Annotated in this window: 5 protein-coding genes; 2 read left to right on the forward strand and 3 right to left on the reverse strand. The window is 76.0% G+C overall.

Annotated elements, in window-relative coordinates:
• Positions 1 to 272: 272 nt before the first annotated feature.
• A complete protein-coding gene (locus tag ACOJTC_RS27455) occupies positions 273 to 1025 on the reverse strand; it encodes a phasin family protein (protein WP_420119053.1) in 753 nt (250 codons plus the stop codon).
• Between the two features lie 112 nt (positions 1026 to 1137).
• Between ACOJTC_RS27455 and ACOJTC_RS27460 the strand changes: the two genes are divergently transcribed.
• Entirely contained in the window at positions 1138 to 1473 is a 336-nt protein-coding gene (locus tag ACOJTC_RS27460; RefSeq protein ID WP_204928606.1) for an SCP2 sterol-binding domain-containing protein, read from the forward strand.
• A 73-nt stretch (positions 1474 to 1546) separates the two neighbouring features.
• Here ACOJTC_RS27460 and ACOJTC_RS27465 read toward each other — a convergent pair whose 3' ends face one another.
• Together ACOJTC_RS27465 and ACOJTC_RS27470 are read right to left on the reverse strand one after the other, a co-directional pair.
• Positions 1547 to 2566, reverse strand: a complete 1020-nt coding sequence (locus ACOJTC_RS27465) for an HAD-IIA family hydrolase (RefSeq protein ID WP_204928607.1) — start codon at positions 2564 to 2566, stop codon at positions 1547 to 1549.
• Positions 2563 to 3576 carry a tetratricopeptide repeat protein gene (locus tag ACOJTC_RS27470; RefSeq protein ID WP_420119055.1) on the reverse strand — a complete coding sequence of 338 codons (1014 nt, stop codon included), beginning with the start codon at positions 3574 to 3576 and terminating at the stop codon, positions 2563 to 2565. The genes ACOJTC_RS27465 and ACOJTC_RS27470 overlap by 4 nt, the downstream gene beginning before the upstream one ends.
• 207 nt (positions 3577 to 3783) lie before the next feature.
• Between ACOJTC_RS27470 and ACOJTC_RS27475 the strand changes: the two genes are divergently transcribed.
• Positions 3784 to 4291, forward strand: a 508-nt coding sequence (locus tag ACOJTC_RS27475) for a hypothetical protein (protein WP_420119054.1), incomplete at its 3' end; no start/stop codon positions are given.

Below are 4291 nucleotides of genomic sequence, written 5' to 3' on the forward strand. Positions count from 1 at the left end.
GGGGGTGGCCCACCCCCCCCAGGGGGGCGCCCCGGGCCGTAGGCCGGGCGGGGCCCCCGTCGCGGCCGCCCCCCACGACCGGCGGCGGACCGGGCCGGCCGGCGGGCGGCGGCCCCGGCCGGGCAGTCGGCGGACCGGGCCGACCGGCCGGCGGCGGACCTGGTGTTCCGGCCGGCGACGGGCCGGGACGACCGGCGGGCGGGCCAGGCGTCCCGACGGGTGGCGGACCGGGGCGAAACGGGCCGGTCACGACCGGCTCCCCGCGCGACGGCTCACCCGGCACCACCGGAGCCGTCGTGGCCAGAAGTCCCCTTCCCGGGCCGGGGAGCACCCCGGTCGGCTCCGGTCGACCGGGCGGCCGGCGCGTCCGCGTCCGCCGCCGGCCCGGCCTTCGTCGCCACCGCCTTCTTGGCGACCGCCTTCTTCGCCACCGCCTTCTTGGCGACCGCCTTCTTCGCCACCGCCTTCGGGGCCGTCGTCGCCACCGTCGTCGGGGTCACCGCCTTCTTCGCCACCGCCTTCTTGGCGACGGCCTTCTTCGCCACGACCCCGGTCGACGCCCGGGCGGTCCCGGCCGCCGCGTCGGCCACCGTCGCGGGAGCCGGCCCGGCCGCCGCAGCGGCCCCGGACCCCACCCCCGTGTCACCGGCCGTACCGGCCCCGCCGGTCGGCGGTACGGTCGTGTCCGGTGCCGCGTCACCGACCGGCGACCCGCCCGGTCCGCCCTTCGCCTCACGGAGCTGCCGTTCCAGCTCGTGCACCCGGCGGGTCAGCTCGGCGACCTCGTCGGCCGTCGCCAGCCCCACCGCACCCAGCGCCCGGTCGACCTCGAAGCGGACCAGCTTGGTCAGCGCCTCCCGGTTCGCCGCGCCGGTGGCGAGAAGTTCCTCGGCGAGCGCCTGCAACTGGACGGCCGTCGCGCCGCCCGTGCCGGCCAACCGCCGGGCGGCGTCCTGGGCCCTCTTCCGGGGCGCCTCCGTCAGGCCCAGGGCCAGCTCCAGGTAGGCGCGCCACGCGTCCTGCATGACTCAAGTCCTTCCGCGGGGGCAGTGTGCGGCCCTCACGCTACCGGGCGCCCCGGGCCGTCCCTTGCGGTACGGTGCCGGAAAACGGCGTGGCGGGTACGAAGGAGACGATGTGGCAAGCGTGGACGAGTGCCGACAGGCCCTGCGGGATCTTGCCGACCGGTTGGACCGGCACGCCGGCGCGTCCAGCAAGATCGATCTGGACCGGACCCTGGCCTGCCGGATCACCGATCTGGAGACCGCGTTCCACGGCCGGATCGAAGGCGGCCGGCTGGTCGATCTCGCCGACGGCGACGACCCGAAAGCGAAGATCGCCCTGGTCACCTCCAGTGACGACCTGGTCGCCCTGGTGCACGGCCAGCTCGACGTCACCAAGGCCGTCGCCGCCCGCCGGATCTCCATCAAGGCCAGCCCGTTCGACCTGCTGAAACTGCGCAAGCTGCTCTGAGCCACGGCCCGACGACGAGCGGGCCGGCACCGATGCCCGGTGCCCGCCCGCTGCGCCGTCAGACGGCGCGCCGTCAGGTGGCCAGGCCGAACCCGGCCAACGCCTGCTCCGCCTCCGGCGAGGCCGGGCGGACGTCCGCGCCGGTACCCGCCTCCCAGGCGACCGCACACAGCACGGCCACCGCGTCCAGCGGCCGGCCGGCACCGCTCAGCTCCACCGCACCGTCCACCACCACCGCCGACCATCCACCGGCCTGCGGGGCACCGGGAACCCGGACCACCGCCGTCGGATCGAACAGCCCGGCCAGGTCCGCCGCCACGTGGGTCGGACGCCGCTGCTCGGGGGCACCCAACAGCTCGGGTACGTCGCTGACGCCGGTGAGCACCAGCAGGCTGTCCAGCCCGGCCCGGCGGGCACCCTCGATGTCGGTGTCCAGCCGGTCACCGACCACCAACGTACGACCGGTGCCGGCACGCCGGGCAGCCGTGGTGAACAGCGCCGGCTCGGGCTTGCCGACGACCACGTCGGGCGCCCGGTCCAGGGCGTGCCGCAGGGCAGCCACCAGCGACCCGTTGCCGGGCAGCGGGCCCCGTCCACTCGGCAGCGTCCGGTCCGTGTTGGTGGCCACCCAGGTCGCCCCGGCCCGGATCGCCACCGACGCCTCGGCCAGGTCCACCCAGCCCACCTGCGGGCCGTACCCCTGCACGACGGCGACCGGCGCGGCGTCGGCGCGGTCGACGGGGGTGAGCCCGACGGCGCTGATCTCGGCGCGCAGCGCCTCGGCACCGACGACGAGCACCGCCGCGCCGGCCGGCAGCCGGTCCCGCAGCAGCTCCGCGGAGGCGGCGGCCGAGGTGAGCACCTCCGCCGGCTCAGCCGGTACGCCGATGCCGGTGAGCAGGTCGGCGACCTCGCTGGAGCGCCGCGAGGCGTTGTTCGTGGCGAACGCCACCGACCGGCCCTCGGCCCGCAGCGCGCCCAGGGCCTCGACCGCGCCGGGGATCGGCCGGTCGATCAGGTAGATCACTCCGTCCAGGTCGAAGACGACCAGGGCGTACCCGTCGATCAGCCGGTCCCCGGCGACTGCGGTCATCGCTGGTCCGCCTCCGCCGCGCCGTCGACCGGCCGCACCCCACCCGGGGCCGTCGCCTCGTCGACGCCGGCGGCCGGGGACGCGACGGTGTCGGGCCTGTCGTCCGCAGAGGTACCCGCGACGTCGTCGGCGTCCCGTGCGGCACCGGCAGGCAGGTCGTCACCGGCACGGTCGTCCCGGTCGGCGTCGCCGACATCCTCGGCGGCCTCCCGTCCGACCTCGGCAGCGTCCGGCCGAGTCGGCGCGGCACCCTCGTCCTCGTCCTCGTCACCGTCGTCGTGGCTGTCGCGAGCCTCGTCGTCGTCTTCGTCGTCGACGTCGTCTTCGTCGTCGACGTCGTCTTCGTCGTCGTGGTCGTCGGCGGTCCGCCGGACCCCGGCGTCCGGGTCGGCCGGCAGCGTGCCGGTGGCCTCCCCCTCGACCGGCTCGTCGTCCTCGTCGTCGCCCTCGATCACCACGCCGTCGAGTTCCAGCAGCCGCTCCGGCGCGTCGGTCTCCCCGTCGGTGTCCACGTCGGCGGCCCGCGAGAACCACTCCCGGGCCTCCTCACGGCGGTCCACCGCGAGCAGCGCGTCGGCGTACGCGTACCGCAGCCGCGCGGTCCACGGCTCGGCCACCTCGGTGGTCAGCTCCGGAACCTGGAGCATCGCCACCGCCGCGTCCTTCTGCCCCAGGTCACCCCGGGCACCTGCGGCGACGATCAGCAGTTCGACCGCGACAGCCTTGTCGAGCTTGTCGTTGTCGGCCCCCCGGAACAGGTCGATCGCCCGCTCCGGCCGCCCCAGCGCCCGCTCGCAGTCGGCCAGCACGGCCAGGTGGCTCTGCAGGCCGGTCATCCGGTGGTACGTACGCAGCTCGGCGATCGCCGTCTGCCACTCCCCCGCGTGGTACGCGGCCAGGCCGACCGCCTCACGTACGGCGGAGATCCGGGCGGCCAACCGCCGGGCCGCCATCGCGTGGGCCAACGCCTCCGCCGGGTCCTCGTCGATCAGCTGACCGGTGGCGACCAGGTGCCGGGCGACAGTCTCCGCCACCGGCTTGTTCAACGACAGCAGCTCCGCCCGGACGGCCGTGTCGAGGTCACTCGCGGAGATCTCGTCCGGCAGCACCGGCGCGACCGCCCGGCCGTCGTTCTCGTCCCGACGCTCCCGGTCGGGGCCGAACCCGCCCTCCCGGCGGCGGTCGTCCCCCCGCTGGTCGTCCCGGCGCGGCCGGTCGTGACCGCTGCGCTCGCCGCCCCGGAAACCACCCTCACGACGGTCACCGCCGCGCGAGTCGTCGCCTCGGAAGCCACCCTCGCGACGGTCCCCGCCCCGGAAACCGCCCTCGCGGGAGTCACCGTCCCGACGGAATCCACCGGGCCGGGAGTCGCTGTCACGCGGACCCGACCGGAAACCACCCTCACGACGCTCACCGGAGAAGCCGCCTTCACGACGGTCCCCACCACGGAAACCACCCTCACGGCGGTCCCCGCCCCGGAAGCCGCCCTCGCGGGAGCCACCCTCACGGGAGTCGCCACCACGGAAACCGCCCTCACGGCGATCTCCGCCGAAGCCACCGGGCCGACGGTCGCCGCCGCGGAAACCGCCTTCGCGGGAGTCGCCACCGCGGGAGTCGCCGCCCCGGAAGCCACCTTCACGCGGGCCCGACCGGAAGCCACCACGGTCACCACGCGAATCGTCACGACGGTCCCCGCCCCGGAAACCACCCTCACGGGAATCACCA

Source organism: Micromonospora sp. (genome assembly GCF_048594385.1).
Classification (GTDB): domain Bacteria; phylum Actinomycetota; class Actinomycetes; order Mycobacteriales; family Micromonosporaceae; genus Micromonospora; species Micromonospora wenchangensis.

Coding starts and splice junctions, on each gene's coding strand:
- ACOJTC_RS27465 (WP_204928607.1), bottom strand. CDS start 2,566: ATGACCGCAGTCGCCGGGGACCGGCTGATCGACGGGTACGCCCTGGTC.
- ACOJTC_RS27455 (WP_420119053.1), bottom strand. CDS start 1,025: ATGCAGGACGCGTGGCGCGCCTACCTGGAGCTGGCCCTGGGCCTGACG.